Source organism: Castellaniella defragrans, assembly GCF_014203015.1.
Taxonomy (GTDB): domain Bacteria; phylum Pseudomonadota; class Gammaproteobacteria; order Burkholderiales; family Burkholderiaceae_B; genus Castellaniella; species Castellaniella defragrans.
This window is the reverse complement of the sequence record NZ_JACHIB010000005.1, coordinates 155,029-170,684: the sequence shown is the minus strand read 5'-3', so window position 1 is coordinate 170,684 and position 15,656 is coordinate 155,029. Positions and strand designations below refer to the sequence as shown.

At 67.8% G+C, this 15,656-nt stretch carries 12 protein-coding genes; 10 read left to right on the top strand and 2 right to left on the bottom strand.

The features are described 5' to 3' along the window. Positions 1 to 127 precede the first annotated feature (127 nt). The gene (pdxR, locus tag HNR28_RS05705; RefSeq protein ID WP_151024269.1) at positions 128 to 1,621 is read right to left on the bottom strand and encodes a MocR-like pyridoxine biosynthesis transcription factor PdxR; all 1,494 of its coding nucleotides are present in this window, start codon (positions 1,619 to 1,621) and stop codon (positions 128 to 130) included. A 246-nt stretch (positions 1,622 to 1,867) separates the two neighbouring features. Here pdxR and capB point away from each other — a divergent pair, with 246 nt between their 5' ends. The 10 genes from capB (at position 1,868) to HNR28_RS05660 (ending at position 14,169) form a co-directional block, all read left to right on the top strand. Beyond that, a complete protein-coding gene (gene capB, locus HNR28_RS05700) occupies positions 1,868 to 3,640 on the top strand; it encodes a caprolactamase subunit beta (protein ID WP_151024268.1) in 1,773 nt (590 codons plus the stop codon). A 36-nt stretch (positions 3,641 to 3,676) separates the two neighbouring features. Then, positions 3,677 to 5,101: a hydantoinase/oxoprolinase family protein gene (locus tag HNR28_RS05695; protein WP_244978190.1), complete on the top strand. Its 1,425-nt coding sequence runs from the start codon at positions 3,677 to 3,679 to the stop codon at positions 5,099 to 5,101. Beyond that, positions 5,095 to 5,760, top strand: a complete 666-nt coding sequence (locus tag HNR28_RS18320) for a hydantoinase/oxoprolinase family protein (RefSeq protein ID WP_249043884.1) — start codon at positions 5,095 to 5,097, stop codon at positions 5,758 to 5,760. Before HNR28_RS05695 ends, HNR28_RS18320 begins: the two co-directional genes overlap by 7 nt. Positions 5,761 to 5,822: 62 nt before the next feature. Then, the gene (locus tag HNR28_RS05690; RefSeq protein ID WP_151024267.1) at positions 5,823 to 7,166 is read left to right on the top strand and encodes a purine-cytosine permease family protein; all 1,344 of its coding nucleotides are present in this window, start codon (positions 5,823 to 5,825) and stop codon (positions 7,164 to 7,166) included. 38 nt (positions 7,167 to 7,204) lie between these two features. Continuing rightward, complete coding sequence (locus tag HNR28_RS05685) at positions 7,205 to 8,149, top strand: AraC family transcriptional regulator (protein ID WP_151024266.1); 945 nt, start codon at positions 7,205 to 7,207, stop codon at positions 8,147 to 8,149. A gap of 307 nt (positions 8,150 to 8,456) precedes the next feature. Continuing rightward, positions 8,457 to 9,719: a 4-aminobutyrate--2-oxoglutarate transaminase gene (gene gabT / locus HNR28_RS05680; protein ID WP_043683590.1), complete on the top strand. Its 1,263-nt coding sequence runs from the start codon at positions 8,457 to 8,459 to the stop codon at positions 9,717 to 9,719. 48 nt (positions 9,720 to 9,767) lie between these two features. Then, positions 9,768 to 10,859, top strand: a complete 1,092-nt coding sequence (locus tag HNR28_RS05675) for an ABC transporter ATP-binding protein (RefSeq protein WP_151024265.1) — start codon at positions 9,768 to 9,770, stop codon at positions 10,857 to 10,859. A gap of 31 nt (positions 10,860 to 10,890) precedes the next feature. Next, positions 10,891 to 11,934, top strand: a complete 1,044-nt coding sequence (locus HNR28_RS05670; RefSeq protein ID WP_043683595.1) for an ABC transporter substrate-binding protein — start codon at positions 10,891 to 10,893, stop codon at positions 11,932 to 11,934. Positions 11,935 to 12,064: 130 nt separating this feature from the next. Then, the gene (locus HNR28_RS05665; protein WP_151024264.1) at positions 12,065 to 13,300 is read left to right on the top strand and encodes an ABC transporter permease; all 1,236 of its coding nucleotides are present in this window, start codon (positions 12,065 to 12,067) and stop codon (positions 13,298 to 13,300) included. 29 nt (positions 13,301 to 13,329) lie between these two features. Further along, positions 13,330 to 14,169, top strand: a complete 840-nt coding sequence (locus HNR28_RS05660) for an ABC transporter permease (protein WP_043683601.1) — start codon at positions 13,330 to 13,332, stop codon at positions 14,167 to 14,169. Between the two features lie 132 nt (positions 14,170 to 14,301). Here the strand turns inward: HNR28_RS05660 and HNR28_RS05655 are convergent, their stop codons facing one another. After that, positions 14,302 to 15,645 (bottom strand): tryptophan--tRNA ligase, encoded by a 1,344-nt coding sequence (locus HNR28_RS05655; protein ID WP_184142570.1) that lies wholly within the window; start codon positions 15,643 to 15,645, stop codon positions 14,302 to 14,304. Positions 15,646 to 15,656 lie beyond the last annotated feature (11 nt).

Sequence of the window (15,656 nt, the reverse complement as noted above, 5' to 3'; positions counted from 1 at the left end):
TCAATCGATCGGGCAATGCGGGTGATGCGGGGGTGAAGCGGGTGATGCGGGTGATGCGGCCCGCGCGGGCCTGTGCGGACCCGTGCGGGCAATATGGCAAACCGGGCGGCGCGCCCCCCGCGGGGCGTCAGACGTAGCGGCGGATGACGCGCGCCAGGGCGTCGAAGGCCGGCCGGATCTCCTCGGGCGTGGCGCCGGCGTAGCCCAGCAGCAGGCCGGGCCGGGCATGCGTCCGATCCATGTAGTAGGTGCTCAAGGCGCGCGTGACCACGCCCTGCTGCAGGGCGTCGCGCTCGACCAGGACGTCGTCCACGCCTTCGGGCAGGGCCAGCACCAGGTGCAGGCCGGCGGCGTCGCCGACGATCTCCAGCGTGTCGCCGAAATGGCGGCGGATCCCGTCGATCAGGCAGGCGCGCCGTTCGGCATAGCGGCGGCGCACGCGGCGGATGTGCGAGCTCAGGTGGTCCTCGCGGATGAATTCGGCGAGCACCGAGTGCAGCATCATGTTGCCCTCGCGGTAGAGTTCCGCCACCGCGTTGGCGAAGGCGCCCGACAGCGCCTCGGGCACCACCAGGAAGCCCACGCGCAGGCCCGGGCACAGGGTCTTGCTGAAACTGCCGGCGTACAGCACGCGCCCGTCCTCGTCCATGCCCTGCAGGGACGGCAGCGGGCGGCTGCCGTAGCGGAATTCGCTGTCGTAGTCGTCTTCCAGGATCCAGCACGAGACCTGGCGCGCGTAGTCCAGCAGCATGCGCCGGCGCGCCAGGCTCATCACCATCCCCAGCGGATACTGGTGCGAAGGCGCCACGACGATGAGGCGCGGCGGCTGAGCGCGCTCGGCCTCGCCGGGCCACAGGCCCTCGTCGTCGACCCGGATCGGCACGAGCTTCAGCCCCGCCGACGCCAGCAGGTTGCGCACGCCCCAGTAGGCCGGCTCTTCGATCCAGACGGTGTCGCCCGGATCGCACAGCAGCCGGACGGTGACGTCGATGGCCTGGTGGATGCCGGTGGTCATGACGACCTGCGCGGCCGTGCTGCGCACGGACCGCACGCTGCCGAGGTAGTCGGACAGCGCCTGGCGCAAGGGCCCGTAGCCGCCCGCCGGCGCGTAGCGCATCAGGTCCCAGGGACCTTCGCGCCACTGGCGGTTCTGGATGCGCGCCCAGGTCTTGAGCGGAAATTCGCGCACGTCCGGGATGCCGGGCATGAAGGCGCCCGACTGGCGGTTGGAAAAGCCCAGGTGCGCCAGCAGCCGGCTGCCGCGGCGCGACAGGTGCGCGTCGCGGCCCGCGCCGTGCGGCGCCTGCTCTTCGCGGGCGTCTTCGGGGGCCACGGGCGCTTCGACCAGGTCCTGGCTGATGTCCTGGACGAAGGTGCCGCGCCCCACGCCGGCGTGGACGTAGCCTTCTTCGGTCAACTGGTCGTAGACCTGGAGCACGGTGTTGCGCGCGATGCGCAGGTCGGCCGCCAGGTCGCGCGTGGACGGCAGCCGCGCGCCAGCCGCCATGCGGCCTTCGAGAATGGCCCTACTGATCAACGCATAGAGCCGCTGATAGGCAGGACTATCGCCCGCAGGATCAAAGTGCTGCTGCAGCCATTCCGAAAGAACAAAGGATTCCAAATTGGCTCCATTAATATAATTTAAAATGGTTTAAATACAGAACCATATGGACAGTATAGGTGAAACCGATCCGCAGGGGAATAGCCCGGACAGGTCTTCGCATGGCTGTTCCTTCAGCGGCAACCCGTCCTTCCTCCGGCGCCAATTTTCTCCAGGACCAAATCTTTAACCTAGGAGGTACCGAGCCGCACGCGGCGGAAACGAATCGTGCGGCTGCTCATACCAAGAACTCTCCTGGAGACATGCATGACCCAGCAACTCGACCCCATCACCCTGGCCGTCGTCCGGGGCGCGCTCGAAACCACACAGCGCGAAATGACGATGACGCTGGAGAAAACCGCCCGCTCCAGCGTCTTCAACGTGGCCCACGACTACAGCAACGCCCTCTTCAACCACCGGCCTGAAATGATCCTGCAGGGCCAGGACATCCCCATCCACCTGGGCGGCCTGATCCCCGCCATGAAGGCCGTGGCCGCGTACTTCGGCGACGACATCCACGAAGGCGACATCATCTACCACAACGATCCGGCCTACATGGGCAGCCATATCCTCGACTGCTGCATGTACAAACCCGTCTTCCACGAGGGCCAACTGGTCTTCTGGGCGGTCTGCAAGGGCCACGTGACGGACATCGGCGGCCCCGTGCCGGCCGGCTACAACCCGGACGCCAGGGAAATCTTCGCCGAGGGACTGCGCATCCCGCCCGTGAAGCTCTGGGAAAAGGGCAGGCCCAGGGAAGACGTCATCAACTTCATGCTCACCAACATGCGCTCACGGCGCGACCAGGAAGGCGACCTGAGGGCCCAACTGGGCGCGGTGAACGTAGGCGCGCGCAACCTGAGCGCATTGCTGAGGAAGTACGGTGCCGAGACCGTGCAGGCCTGTATCGACGAGCTGCTCGACATGGCCGACCGCCACATGCGCGACATCATCCGTTCGGTGCCGGACGGCAGCTACCGGGCCGAGGCGGTGCTCGAAGACGCCGGCCACGGCTACGGCGATCTGACCATCGGCGCCCAGGTCGACATCCGGGGCGATACCTGCAGCATCCGCATCTCCAGCCCGCCCCAGATTCCCTATTTCATCAACTCCTACGCCGGCAACTCGATCTCCGGCGTCTACCTGGGACTGATGATGTTCGCCCAGCTGGATCCGCCCTACAACGAGGGTCTGTATCGCTGCATCCACGTGGACCTGGGCCCCGAAGGCACGCTATGCAACGCCGCCGAGCCAGCGCCACACGTCAACAGCACCACGACCCCCATGGAAACCCTGGCCGATGCCGTGCGCCTCGCCCTGGAGCAGGCGGACCCGTCGCGCGCCGTGGGGTCCTGGGGCCATTCGAGCGGCCTGAACATCGCCGGCATCGATACGCGCAACCAGGAAGAATACGTGACCATGGTGCTCGCCTCGCTCATTTCGGGCGCGGGCGCCACCGCGTACATGGATGGCTGGAATGCCTGCGGCCCGCAATGCTGCTTCGGCGCCCTGTATTCCGGCGACATTGAAATGCTGGAACATTCCTACCCGATCCTGATCCACCGCTACGGCCTGATTCCCGACAGCGGCGGCGCCGGCAAACACCGCGGCGGCTGCGGCACGGTCTGGGAAGTCGAACCCCTGGACCACACCATGACGGCGGTGAGCTTCGGCGAAGGCCGCTTCCAGCCCGCCCTGGGCGCGCGCGGTGCGGTCAATGCCCGACCTGGACTGAAGGTGGGCCGCATCGAGATCCGCGAGGGTGCCGGACGGGTGCGCACCGTGAAGGAGAACGCGATCTTCACCCTGAAGGAAGGCCAGCGGATCGCCAGCTACAACCCCGGCGGCGGCGGCTGGGGGCCGGCGCGGGAGCGCGATCCCGCCGCCGTGCTGCGCGACGTGCGCAACGGCCTGGTGTCGATCGAAGCCGCGCGCGACGAATACGGCGTGGTCATCGACCCCGACACCCTGGAACTGGACGGCAAACGCACCCGGGACCTGCGCGCGAACACCCCGCAATCCGATGCGCTCGTTGCCTGAGCCGCCCCAGCCCGACACAACACAGAGGAAGACATCATGACGACTTATCGACTGGGCGTGGATGCCGGCGGCACCTTCACGGACTTCATCCTGGCGGACCAGACCGGCAACGTGCGACTGTTCAAGGCACTGTCCACTCCCGAGGACGGCACGCACGCGATCTCGGACGGCCTGGGCCAGATCTCGGAGGCGCTGGGCCAGCCGGTCTCCGCCATCCTGGCGAACACGGAACTGTGCGTGCACGGCACGACGGTGGCCCTGAACGCGCTCATCCAGCACAAGGGTGTGAAAACCGGCCTGATCTGCACCGCGGGCCACGAAGATTCCATTGAAATCCGCCTGGGCCACAAGGAAGAAGGCCACCGCTACGACGGCCAGTATCCTCCGGCGAAGATGCTGGTCGAACGCCACCTGCGCCGCCCCATCCGCGAACGCACCCTGAGCGACGGATCGGTGCGCGAGCCGCTGAACGAGGACGACGTGCGCGCGGCCTGCGAATTCTTCTGCCGGGAAGGCGTGGAGGCGGTCGCCATTTCCTTCCTGTGGTCGGTGCTGAACGACGGCAACGAGCGCCGCGCGGCGGAAATCGTGCGTGAAATGCTGCCCGACGTCTACGTGTCGGTCGGCACCGAGGTCTACCCGCAGATGCGTGAATACACACGGACCTCCACTGCCGTCACCAATGCCTACCTGGGACCGGTCCTGCGCCGCTACGTGACGCGCATCGACCAGTATTTCCGGGACCAGGGCGCCGTGACACCCGTGCGCTACTACCAGTCCAACGGCGGCATGGCCTCGCTCGAAGTCATGGCCTCGCGCGCGGTCAACGCCATCAACTCCGGTCCCGCCTCGGCGCCCCAGGCGGCCATGCACATCGGCAAGCCCTTCGGCCATGAGAACCTGATCACCGTCGACATGGGCGGCACGTCGTTCGACATGACGCTCACGCACGGCGGCGTCACCAACGTCAGCAAGGACATCGATTTCCTGCGCTATCGCATCGGCACCCCCATGGTGCAGGTGGAGACGCTGGGCGCGGGCGGCGGCTCTCTTGCCTGGATCGATGCCATGGGCGTGCTCAACGTCGGTCCCGGCAGCGCCGGCGCGAATCCCGGGCCGGCAGCCTATGGCCGCGGAGGCACCGAGCCCACCGTCACCGACTCGAACGTGGTGCTGGGCTATCTGAATCCGGAATACCTCCTGGGCGGGCGGCTGAAGATCGATCGCCAGGCCGCCTACGACGCGATCGACAGGGTCATCGCCCGGCCGCTGGGCATCTCGCCGGAAAAAGCCGCCTATGGCATCCACAGCATCGTCAACCACAACATGGTGAGCGGCATCCGCCGGGTGACCATCGAACGCGGCCATGATCCGCGCGACTTCGTGCTGGTGGGCGCGGGCGGCGCCACCAGCCTGCAATCACCGCGCTCGCGCGCGAAATCGGCATCCGCACGGTGCTGATCCCCAAGCTCGCCTCGGGCCTGTGCGCCTTCGGCCAGATCCTGTCGGACATCAAGTACAACCTCATGGCGGCCTGCCCGATGCGCCTGGACGGCCATGCCTCGCTGGACCGCATCGAACGGAGATTCCAGGAGCTGCGTGACCAGGCCCTGACCCTGCTGGAAAAAGAGGAAGGCATCCACCGCGACCGCGTGTCCTTCAGCCGCGGCATCGACATGCGCTACGTCGGCCAGATCCATGAATGCTCGGTCAGCATCGGCTCCCTGCCCGTGAACGCCGACACGATCGGCGAAATCCGCCGCGCCTTCGACGCCATGCACGAGCAGCTCTTCACGTACTCGGAGCCCGAGAGCGAAGTCGAGATCGTCAACATCGAGAGCATCGCGCTTCTGCGCAGCGATCATGCCGTGCGGCAGAAGATCCCGCCGGGAGGCCGGGTGGCCGACGCGCTGCTCACGCGCCGTCCGATGATCTTCAGCGCGGACGGCTCGGCCATCGACGCGCCGGTCTACGACGGCGCCAAGCTGGGCGAGAACGACGAACTGGCCGGCCCGGCCGTCATCGAAGAGGTCACCACCACCATCGTCGTCGACCCCGACTGGCACATCCGCCTGGATGCGAGCGGCACCTACATCCTGCGCGACCAACGAACGCCATGAACGCGCGCCATTGAAACAGACCTTCCGCACACCACAAGACCAGCGGAACAGGAGGAGACAAAATGACAACGCAAGCGCAAGGCGGGGCGCAGGCCGCCGCCGAGGAAATCGCCGGGGCGATCCCGGCCCGCGCCCGCATGGGCAAGCTGGGATTGACCATGGCCTGGTGGGGCGTGTGCAGCGCCATGTTCTACCTCGTCGTGGCCGCATCGCTGGCACACCAGTTCGGCACCCTGAACGCCATCATCGGCATGGCGCTCTCGGTGCTGACCTATGGCGTGATCAACGGCATCATGGCGCGCTACGCCATCCGCACCGGACTGTCGGTCGCGCTCTTTTCCCGGGTGCTCTTCGGAGACTTCGGGGCCTCGCTCGCCACCCTGATCTTCTTCGCCACCGCGCTGTACTACGGCGTGTTCGAGAGTTCGGTGATGGCCGTGGCCCTGCAGGCCTACTTTCCGTCCGTGCCCCTGAACCTGGCCTACCTGATCGTCATCGTCTACGGCATCGTCCTCGTCTTCGGCAGCATCCAGACCTGGCTCGACAAGCTGAACGGCGTCCTGCTGCCGATCTACCTGGCCGGACTGGCGGTCGCCGTGCTGCTCACGATCACGAGCCGCGGCTACAGCAACGACTGGCTGTTCCTGCAGCCCGGGGGAGGGCCGGTCGAACGCGGCTGGTGGCACTGCTACACCTATTACATGGGTGTCTGGATCCTGATGATGTACACGTTCGACTACGCGCGCTATGGCCGCAAGGAGGACGAGTCCTACCATGCCCGCTTCAACTTCGGCATTCCCTTTTACCTGGTCACCTTCCTGCTGAGCGGCCTGGCCGGCATCTTTCTGGCGTCCGCGCTCGGCACCACGGGCGAAGCGGGCGTGGTGATCAGTCTGGTGCAGCTCATGGGTTTCGGCGGCCTGGTATTCGCCTGGGTGACGCAGACACGGATCAATACCGCCAATTTCCACCTGGCCACCACCAACATGCATGCCTTCTTCGAGCGTCTGCTGCGCCTGCGGCTGCCGCACTGGACATGGGCGATCCTGGTGGGCGCGCTCGCCTACGTGATCATGCTGGCGGACGTGTTCAGCTACATCCTGCAGGCCCTGGCCTACCAGGGGGTCTTCGTGGTCGCGTGGGTGGGCGTCGCCCTGGTGCATATCCTGCTGCACCCGGCCGGCACCGATGCCGCGCGGGCGCTCACGGCCGGCGCCGCGGCGCATCGGACGTTCAACCCGCACGGCCTGCTGGCCTGGTTCACGGGCACGGCCAGCGGCCTGCTCCTGATGCACGATGCCGGCATGGCCTCGTTCTCGGCTCCCGCCACCTTCATCGTCTCCTCGATCGTGTACGCGGCCGCTGCGCGCCGTGGTTCCGGATTGCGCCAGGCAGGCCTAGAATGAAGCGGGCGACGAATCCGACAGATCCCGGAGGGACGAGCATGTACAGCCGATACTCCACTCGCGACATTGCCGACCAGGACAAGTCCCGCTACTGGGAGGCCGCGGTCAACGATGCCTACTTCGATCTGAAGCTCACCTTCCAGGAAACCCGCACGTTCGATGCCACACTGGATTTCTGGGAAATCGGCCGCCTGTCCCTTTCGCGCCTGTATTCCCAGGCGCTGCAATATCAGCGCCTGGGCCAGCATTGCACCAATGAAAGCGACAGTTTCCTGGTCAATGTGCCCGAACTCAGCGAAATCCACTTCGAGCAGATGGGACGCAGCACCTGGTGCGCACCAGGCGGCTTCATCCTGGAAGACAGCCGCGAACCCTTCCTCTTCCAGCATCCCAAGGCAAACGCCATGTGGGTGCTGAAGATCCCTGGCGACCTGCTGCGCTCGCGGCTGCGCAATCCACGCGCCTATTGCGCCACATTGTTCGATGCCCGCGATGGCGCGGGCTCTTTGTTCGTCAACTATCTCAAGCTGCTCATCGAGCACCGCCAGGATCTGCCCGAAACGACACAGGCGCTGATGGGAATGCACACGGTCGATCTGCTCGCCGCCACGCTCGAACGCAACCCCAAGGTCCTGCATTCGGAAGACTCGGCGGTCCGCAACGCGCACCTCAAGCGGGTGGAAACCTATATCCGCACACACCTCGACAACCCCAACCTGAAGCCCGACCTGATCGCCCAGGCCTGTCATCTGTCCACTCGCTACCTGCACATGCTGTGCCGCGAAACAGGTTGCAGCGTGTCGGATTGGGTCCGTGAATTGCGCCTGCAGGAAGCCCATGCGCAACTGCGGTACCGCCCCGCCAGCACCCAGATCGGCACCATCGCCTACCAGCTCGGGTTCACGGACCAATCCAAGTTCTGCAACCAGTTCAAGGCCCGCTTCGGCATGACACCCGGCGAGGCGCGCAATCCGGCGCGCTAGCGGGCCGCCTGGCCGGTCCTCGCCGTCGAATCCGGCGCACGTCCAGTGAACGGCGCGCCGATGCAGCCGCTTCCGCGCTTGCGGACCCTGTGGGATCGGGCCGATTGGCTCCCGCAGACCAGAATGGATAAGGGAAAATCCCAGGTCCACAGGCCGCCATCCTGATTTCCCTCTGCTTCCGCAGTGAAATCGGTATTTTCCGCCAATTGGTTCCTTCAATAATAATTAAATGGGTCTATTTGACAAACCAAAATAAAAGTATATTGGCCGAAAAAACAGAACCACGCATCACCCAGCGGAGACAAGCATGACGCAACACAACCAGGACTGGCAGGTCCGCAAGAACGCGGCCATCCCCGACGGCATCGGCATCGCCTGCGATTTCTATGCCAGCCGCGCGCTGAACGCCGAACTGTGGGACGTGGAAGGCCGGCGCTACATCGACTTCGCGGCCGGCATCGCCGTGGCCAACACCGGCCACCGCCACCCGCGCATCGTACAGGCCATCCGCGCGCAGCTGGACGCCTTCACCCACACCGCCTTTCAGGTCGCGCCCTACGGCTCCTACGTGGAATTGGCCGAGCGCATCAACCGCCTGGCGCCCGGCGCGCACTCCAAGAAGACCGCCTTCTTCACGACCGGCGCCGAGGCCCTGGAAAACGCCGTCAAGATCGCGCGCGCCGCCACCGGCCGCACCGGAATCGTGGCCTTCTCCGGGGCCTTCCATGGCCGCACCTTCATGGGCATGGCCCTGACCGGCAAGGTCGCCCCCTACAAGCAGGACTTCGGCCCGCTGCCGGCCGAGGTCTACCACATCCCCTTCCCCACTCCGCTGGACGGCGTCACCACGCAGGATTCGCTGCGGGCGCTGGACCTGCTGTTCAAGGCCGACATCAGCCCGCAGCGAGTGGCGGCCATCGTCATCGAGCCGGTCCAGGGCGAAGGCGGATTCAACGTCGCCCCGCCGGAACTCCTGCGGGCGCTGCGCGAACGCTGCGACGCCCACGGCATCCTGCTCATCGCCGACGAGGTCCAGACCGGCTTCGCCCGCACGGGCCGGATGTTCGCCATCGAGCATTCGGGCGTGACGCCCGACCTGATCACCATGGCCAAGAGCCTGGCGGGCGGCATGCCGCTGTCCGGCGTCTGCGGCCGCGCCGAACTGATGGATGCCGCGCCGCGCGGTTCGCTGGGCGGCACCTACGCGGGCAATCCGCTGGCCATCGCCGCCGCCCTGGCCGTGCTGGACGTGATCGACGCAGAGGGCCTGATCGCGCGCGCCGAGGCCCTGGGCCAGCGCCTGCGCCAGGCGCTGGCCGGGTTCGGGCACCCGCGCGTGGCCGAGATCCGCGGCCTGGGCGCCATGGTGGCCGCCGAATTCCGCCAGCCCGACGGCCGGCCCGACCCCGACACCGCCGCCCGCATCCAGCGCCGCGCCCTGGAGCGCGGGCTGGTCCTGCTGACCTGCGGCGCCTACGGCCAGGTCATCCGGTTCCTCTTTCCCCTGACAATCCCCGATGGCCTGCTGGAGGAAGGACTGGCTATCCTCCGGGAATCCATGGCCGGCTGAAGTCCGTTCCGGCCGTATCCCGTCCATCCGCATCCGGAGACACTCCCAATGTCCGCAGTTCTCCCTCCCGAGCCCCTGGTCCGGTTCCAGGGCGTCCAGAAATCCTACGACGGCAGCCACCTGGTGGTGCGCGACCTCAACCTGGACATCCATCCCGGCGAGTTCCTCTCGCTGCTCGGACCCTCCGGCTCGGGCAAGACCACCTGTCTGATGATGCTCGCCGGCTTCGAGTCCCCCACCCGCGGCGACATCTTCCTCGAAGGCCGGCGCCTGAACGACGTCCCGCCCCACCACCGCAACCTGGGCATGGTGTTCCAGAACTACGCGCTGTTTCCCCACATGACCGTCGAGCGCAACCTGGAATACCCCCTGAAGGTGCGCAAGATGCCCGCCGCGCAACGCGCGCGGCGCATCCACGAGGCCCTGTCCATGGTGCAGATGCAGGACTTCGCCAAGCGCTACCCCGCCCAGCTCTCGGGCGGCCAGCAGCAGCGCATCGCCCTGGCGCGCGCCCTGGTCTTCCAGCCCAAGATCGTCCTCATGGACGAACCGCTGGGCGCGCTGGACAAGCAGCTGCGCGAGCACATGCAGCTCGAGCTCAAGGCGCTGCACCGCCAGCTGGGCATCACCTTCGTCTACGTCACCCACGACCAGAGCGAGGCGCTGACCATGAGCAACCGCATCGCGGTGTTCAACCAGGGCGTCATCCAGCAGGTCTGCGCCGCCGACACCCTGTACGAAACTCCCTGCAACCGCTTCGTGGCCGGCTTCGTGGGCGACAGCAACCAGTTCCCCGGCACCGTGCGCGCCCTCGAAGGCGAGCGGTGCCTGGTCGAGCTGGCCGGCGGCATCCAGCTGCGCGGCCTGAACGTCCAGGGCCTGGCGGCCGGCGCCGCCTGCGTCGTGGCCATGCGCCCCGAACGCATCCAGGCGGCCCCCGAGGGCGGCGCCAACGCCTTCCGGGCCCACGCGGTCGACGAGGTCTACTTCGGCGACCACGTCCGCCTGCGCTGCCGCCTGGACGGCGGCGACACCTTCTTCGTCAAGATGCCCCTGGCCGCGGACGCCGGGGCGCACGCTCCGGGCACGCGCATCCCCCTGCGGATCGACCCCGGGCACGTCCGCGTTTTTCTCCCCTGACACACCCCCACCAAGACACAGGAGACATGCCATGAAAACCCAACCCATGCTGACGGCCCTGGCGCTCGCGCTCCCTCTGGCGCTGGCCCAGGCGCCCGCCCAGGCGCGCGACCTGACGGTCGTGAACTTCGGCGGCGCCAACGGCGATGCGCAGAACGCGGCCTTCATCCAGCCCTTCGAGAAGGAGACCGGCAAGAAGGTCATCCCCGTGGCCTACAACGGCGAGCAGGCCAAGGTCAAGGCCATGGTCCAGGCCAAGAACGTCGTCTGGGACGCCGTCGAGGTCGAGACCGGCGACCTGGGCCGGGGCTGCGACGAGGGCCTGTACGAGAACATCGACTGGGGCACCATCCTGAACAAGGGCGACCTGGTGCGCGGCGCGCTGAAATACTGCGGCGTGGGCACCTTCGTGTGGTCCACCGTCCTGGCCTACAACGCCGAGACGCTCAAGACCCCGCCCACCGGCTGGGCCGACTTCTGGGACGTGAAGAAATTCCCCGGCAAGCGCGGCCTGCGCAAGGGCGCGCACTACAACGTCGAATTCGCCCTGATGGCCGACGGCGTGCCGCCGCAGGACGTCTACAAGGTCCTGGCCACGCCCGAAGGCGTGGACCGCGCCTTCAAGAAGCTCGACGAGATCAAGCCCTACGTGCAGTGGTGGGAGGCGGGCGCCCAGCCGCCGCAGATGCTGAGCGCCGGCGACGTCGTCATGTCCGCCGCCTACAACGGCCGCATCGACGCCGCGCAGCGCGAAGGCCGGCCGCTGAAGGTCGTCTGGAACCAGAGCGTCTACGACTTCGACTACTGGGTGATCCCCGCCGGCTCGCCCAACAAGGACCAGGCGATCGAGTTCATCCGCTATGCCAGCTCGCCCAAGGCGCAGGCGGCCTATTCCCAGCACATCGCCTACGGCCCGATCAGCAAGGAAGCCATCGGCATGCTCAAGCCGGAGATCCTGGCCAACGTGCCCAATTCCCCGGCCAATGCGCGCAACGCCCTGTTCAACGACCTGGAGTTCTGGACCGACCACGGCGAAGAGCTCGAGCAGCGCTTCACCGCCTGGGCCGCACGCTGATCCGACGCGGGGCCGGCCGCGCGCCGGCCCCTTCCGACCACCCGGGCCCGTTCGCACGGATCCACACGAATTCGCGCGAATCCACGCCGTCTCCGCGACCGGTGCGGACGGACTCTACAGGAATTCCGCCATGGACACGACCCTCGACGATCCCGGCGCCATCCGGCGCGCCATGCAAGCCGCGCAGCGGCGCCGCACCTGGCGCGCCCTGCTGCTGGTCGGGCCGCTGGCCCTGTTCCTGCTGGCGATCTTCGTCATCCCCATCGCCGCCCTGCTCACCCGCGCCGCCGACAACCCCGAAGTCATCGACACCCTGCCCCACACCCTGCAGGCGCTGACCCGCTGGGACGGGCGCTCCCAGCCGCCGGACGCCGCCTTCGCCGCCCTCGCCCAGGACCTGGCCCACGCCAAGAACTCCCCCGCCGCCGGCGAACTCGCCCGGCGCCTGAACTACGAGATCTCCGGCTACCGCTCGCTGATCTTCAAGACCCTGCGGCGCATGCCGCTCGACGCGGCCGACGCGGCCGACGCCCGCGCGCAACTCACCACCCTGGACAAGCGCTGGGCCGATCCCGCCTACTGGGCCGTCATCGCCAGCAACGACCGCGCCTGGACGCCCTACTACCTGCTCGCCTCCCTGGACCTCAAGCTCGACGCCGACGGCCGCATCGTGGCCGCGCCCCCCGACACCTCCGCCTTCCAGGAAATCTTCTCGCGCACCTTCGTCATCAGCCTGGTGGTCACCCTCGTCACCCTCGTCCTGGGCTATCCCCTGGCCTACTGGATCACCCGCCTGCCCAAGCGCCAGGCCAACCTGGTGCTCATCTGCATCCTCATCCCCTTCTGGACCTCGGTGCTGGTGCGCATCGCCGCCTGGGTCGTGCTGCTGCAGCGCGAAGGCCTGATCAACAGCGCCCTGGGCAGCCTGGGCCTGATCGCCGAGCCCCTGCCGCTGCTGTTCAACCGCCTGGGCGTCTACATCGCCATGGTCCACATCCTGCTGCCCTTCATGGTCCTGCCCCTGTACAGCGTCATGCAGTCCGTGCCCCCCACCTACCAGCGCGCCGCCGTCTCCCTGGGCAGCCACCCCTTCGCCGCCTTCTGGCGCGTCTACGTGCCCCAGACCTACCCCGGCGTGGCCGCCGGCTCGCTGCTGGTGTTCATCATCGCCATCGGCTACTACATCACCCCCGCCCTGCTGGGCGGCGCCGGCGACCAGATGATCAGCTACTACGTCGCCTACTTCACCAACCAGACCATCAACTGGGGCATGGCCAGCGCCCTGGGCCTGATCCTGCTGGCCGCCACCCTCCTGCTCTACACCCTGTACCGCCGCATCTCCGGCAAGGAACTGGCCCTGAACTGACCCAGGCAGGCCCCGCAAAGGACACGACCATGTTCAAGACCGATTTCCCGCCCTACCTGTCCGCCACCGAGCGTGCCTGGCATTACGCCCTGCGCATCCTGTGCGCGCTGATCCTGCTGTTCCTGCTGCTGCCCATCCTGGTGATCGTGCCGCTGTCGTTCAACCAGAGCTCGCTGCTGCTCTACCCCATCGAGTCGTTCTCGCTGCGCTGGTACCAGACCCTGTTCCACTCCGACGAGTGGGCCCGCGCCACGGCCAACAGCTTCATCGTCGCCCCCGCCGCCACCCTGCTGGCCACCGTCCTGGGCACGCTGGCCGCCGCCGGCCTGCACCGGGCGCAGTTCCGCGGCAAGGGGCTGCTCATGGCCGTGCTCATCTCGCCCATGATCGTGCCGCTGGTGGTCACCGGCCTGGGCATCTACCTGTTCTTCGCCCCCTACGGCCTGGTCAACAGCTACAGCGGCCTGATCCTGGCGCTGGCCGCCATCGGCGCGCCCTTCGTGGTCACCACCGTCTCGGCCACGCTGCAGGGCTTCGACCCCAACCTGCTGCGCGCCAGCTACAGCCTGGGCGCCGGCCCCGTCCAGACCTTCTTGCGCGTGACCCTGCCCATCATCGCCCCGGGCGTGATCGCAGGCGCCCTGTTCGCCTTCGCCACCGCCTTCGACGAGATCGTCATCACCCTGTTCCTGGCCGGCCCCGAGCAGACCACCCTGCCGCGCCAGATGTTCACCGGCATCCGCGAGAACATCAGCCCCGTCATCGCCGCCGTGGCCACCATCCTGATCCTGTTCTCCACCGCCCTGCTGCTGGCCCTCGAATGGCTGCGCGGCCGCGTCGAGGCCAAGACCGTGCGGCTGAACGGCTGAAGGACCGGGCGGCTGAATGGCTGGAGGACCGGGCGGCTGAACGGCCGGACGGCCCGGACGCCACACGCGCCGCGCCGGCGGCGCGCGGCGGACCGCTTGCCCTGTCAGACCCGGGCTGTCGGACCCGGGCTGTCAGACCTGCGCCAGGGCCTCCAGGACCGCCGCCAGGCGGTCGGCCGGCACGCGCGCCCAGCGCAGGCCGTCGGCCTCCAGCTCGACGTGGCCGTCGACCCCGGGCGCCAGGCCCGACAGGTCGCGCTCGGCGAAGGAGCGGCCCAGGCTGTTCAGCACCTTGGGGTCGCCGAAGGGCTCGGACAGCAGCAGCTCGGCGCCGTCGGCGCCGAACAGGCGCTGGCGGAACCGGCCGTCCTCGTCCCGGAACGACACGATCCGCGCGCGTCCCGCGCGCGCCGCGCCGGCGGCCCCGGACGCCGCGTGCGGCGCGGCCGCGCCGGCGACCATGCGCAGGCCCACGGCCTCGCGCAGGCGGGCCATCATGGGGGTGGCGATGCGCCGCGCCTTGGCCGCGCCGGCCTGCAGGATGTCCTCGATCCGCTGCGGATGGGCCATCAGCTCCGCGTAGCGCGCGCGCATCGGCCCGATCTGGGCCTCGATCCGCTCGCACAGCGCCTGCTTGGCCTCGCCCCAGCCCAGCCCGCCTTCCAGGGCGGCGCGGAAGTCCGCCGCCTGCGCCGGCGTGGCGAAGGCCTGGTACAGCGTGTACAGGTGCGAGCCCTCGGCGTCCTTGGGCTCGCCGGGCAGGCGCGAATCGGTGACGATCCGCGCCACGGCCGCTTTCAGCGCCTTGGCGCCGCCCTCGAACAGGGGGATGGTGTTGTCGTAGCTCTTGGACATCTTGCGCCCGTCCAGGCCCGGCAGCGTGGCGACGGCCTCGTCGATCTGGACTTCCGGCAGCACGAACAGGTCCTCGCCGCCGCCGTACAGGTGGTTGAAGCGCTGGGCGATGTCGCGCGCCATCTCCAGGTGCTGGATCTGGTCGCGCCCCACCGGCACGCGGTGGGCGTTGAACATCAGGATGTCGGCGGCCATCAGCACCGGATAGGAAAACAGCCCCATGGTGACGCCGTCGTCAGGCTCGACGCCCTTGGCGACGTTGGCGTCCACCGAGGCCTTGTAGGCGTGCGCACGGTTCATCAGGCCCTTGGCCGTGACGCAGTTCAGCATCCAGCACAGTTCCGGGATTTCCGGGACGTCCGACTGGCGGTAGAAGGTCGTGCGCTCGGTGTCCAGGCCCGCGGCGATCCAGGTCGCGGCGATCTCCAGCCGCGAGCGCGCGATGCGCGCCGGGTCGTCGCACTTGATCAGCGCGTGATAGTCGGCCAGGAAGAAGAAGGCGTCCACGCCCGGCTGGGCGCTCGCCTGGATCGCCGGGCGGATGGCGCCGGCGTAATTGCCCAGGTGGGGGGTGCCCGAGGGGGTGATGCCGGTCAGGACGCGGGTGACGGGTGTGCTCATGGGGTTTCCAG